The sequence below is a fragment of the Streptomyces fuscigenes genome (assembly GCF_021556455.1).
Classification (GTDB): Bacteria; Actinomycetota; Actinomycetes; order Streptomycetales; family Streptomycetaceae; genus Streptomyces; species Streptomyces fuscigenes.
Window position 1 is genome coordinate 1 of the sequence record NZ_JAKGCV010000639.1, and the last position, 2,356, is coordinate 2,356.

General features: G+C 74.9%; 1 protein-coding gene. It reads left to right on the forward strand.

The window, feature by feature from the left end:
* The first annotated feature begins 5 nt into the window (after positions 1 to 5).
* Positions 6 to 2,273, forward strand: a complete 2,268-nt coding sequence (locus L1885_RS27250) for a HelD family protein (protein ID WP_235799817.1) — start codon at positions 6 to 8, stop codon at positions 2,271 to 2,273.
* Positions 2,274 to 2,356 lie beyond the last annotated feature (83 nt).

Genomic DNA, 2,356 nt, shown 5'->3' on the forward strand with positions numbered 1-2,356 from the left:
CTGCCGTGGGCGACGGACCCGCCGCCAGGGCCGGCGCGTCAGCGGGGGCGCACGCGGCCGGGGCGGCGGACCCGTCCGTCCGCCCGGCCGCCGGGACGGCCACGGATCCCTCGGACGCCGACGACCCGCTCGGACGCGAGCGCCGGCACCTCTCCTCCTCCCGCGCGGCCCTGCGCGCCATGCGCGAGGACGTCGAGTCGCTGGACATCCGCGACGTCACCGCGAACTGGGTCAACGCGGCCGTCCTGGACGCCCAGATCAAGGACCGCATCAAGTCCCTGGCGGATCTCGCCCACACGCCGCTGTTCTTCGGCCGCCTCGACTACCTGCACGAGGTAGGCGCGGAGCAGGCGGAGGGCGCGGAGGGCGAGTCGTTCTACATCGGGCGCCGCCACGTGCACGACGCGGCGGGCGATCCGATGGTGATCGACTGGCGCGCGCCGGTGTCGCAGCCCTTCTACCAGGCGTCCCGGAAGAACCCCCTCGACGTGCGCCTGCGCCGGCGCTTCGGCTACACCGGCGGGGACCTCACCGCCTACGAGGACGAGAACCTCTCCGAGCCGGTGGACCCGGCGGACGGCGAGCGCACGAGCCGGCTGCTCCAGGCCGAGATCGAGCGCCCCCGCGTGGGGCCCATGCGGGACATCGTCGCCACGATCCAGCCCGAACAGGACGAGATCGTCCGCTCCGGTCTCGGCGGCACGGTCTGCGTCCAGGGCGGCCCCGGCACGGGGAAGACCGCCGTGGGCCTGCACCGCGTGGCCTACCTGCTCTACGCGCACCGGGAGCGGCTGGCCCGCACCGGCACGCTCGTCATCGGCCCGAACGCGTCGTTCCTCCAGTACATCGAGCAGGTGCTGCCCGCCCTCGGCGAGCTGGAGGTCAAGCAGGCGACGGTCGAATCCCTCGTCACCTCGGACGCGGTCCGGGTACGGGGCACCGACCCGGCCGCGACCGCCGTCGTCAAGGGCGACGCCAGGATGGCGGAGGTACTGCGGCGCGCGATCCGCTCCCACGTCTCGCTGCCCACCGAAGCGCTCATGGTGGTGCGCGGCTCGCGGCGCTGGCGGGTGCCCGTGCACGAGCTGGAGGAGATCGTCACCGAGCTCCTGGACCGGGACATCCGCTACGGCGCCGCGCGCGAGGCCCTGCCCCAGCGCGTCGCGCACTCCGTTCTCGTACGGATGGAGCAGGCGGGCGAGGCGCCCGACGACCGGGTGCAGAACGCCGTGGCCCGCAACACCGCGGTCAAGGCGCTCGTCAAGGCCGTGTGGCCGCCCGTGGAGCCGGCGAAGCTGGTACTGCGGCTGCTGTCGGACGCCGCGTTCCTCGCCGAGCACGCACAGGGCGTGCTGACGGAGGAGGAGCAGCGCACGGTGCTGTGGGCGAAGCCGCCCCGCAGCGTGAAGTCGGCGGCCTGGTCGCCGGCCGACGCCGTACTGATCGACGAGGCGAACGACCTGGTCTCGCGCACCCACTCCCTCGGCCACGTCGTCCTCGACGAGGCCCAGGACCTGTCCCCGATGCAGTACCGCGCGGTGGGCCGCCGGTGCTCGACCGGTTCGGCGACCGTGCTCGGCGATCTGGCCCAGGGGACCACCGCCTGGGCGACGAAGAGCTGGGCCGAGGCGCTGCGCCACCTCGGGAAGGAGGACGCGCTTGTCGAAGAGCTGACCGCGGGCTTCCGCGTCCCGCGCGAGGTGATCGCGTACGCGTCCCGGCTGCTGCCGTCGATCGCGCCGGGGCTGGCGGAGGTCCGCTCGGTGCGCGAGTCGCCCGGCTCCCTGTCGGTCCGCGAGGTCCCCGGCGACCCCTCCCTGATCACGCCCACGACGTCGGACCCGGCCTCGGAGACCGCGCCGCACCCGGTCTCGGACGCGGAGACCGCGACGGGCTCGGCCGGCGTCGGCGACGCGGCGGTGCTGGACGCGTGCCGCGAGGCCCTGAAACACGAGGGTTCGACCGGTCTGATCGCGGCGGACGCCCGCGTGCCCGCGCTCGCGGCGGCGCTGGAGGGTGCGGGCATGCCGTACCTCTCCCCCGGCGAGGAGACCACGGCCGACTCCCGCCTGACCCTGGTGCCCGCATCGCTGGCGAAGGGTCTGGAGTACGACTACGTGGTGCTGGATGAACCCTCCGCGATCGTCGCGGGCGAACCCGACGAACGCACGGGCCTGCGCCGCCTCTACGTGGCCCTCACCCGTGCCGTCTCGGGCCTGACCGTCCTGCACAGGACACCCCTGCCGGCCGTCCTCACCTCCGCCGCCGCCTGACCCGAAGAGGCCGTGGCACCGCGCGCCGCGGAGGGCCCCACCCGCCGCGGGCCGGGCCGCGGGGCGCGGGGCGCGGGGACGCG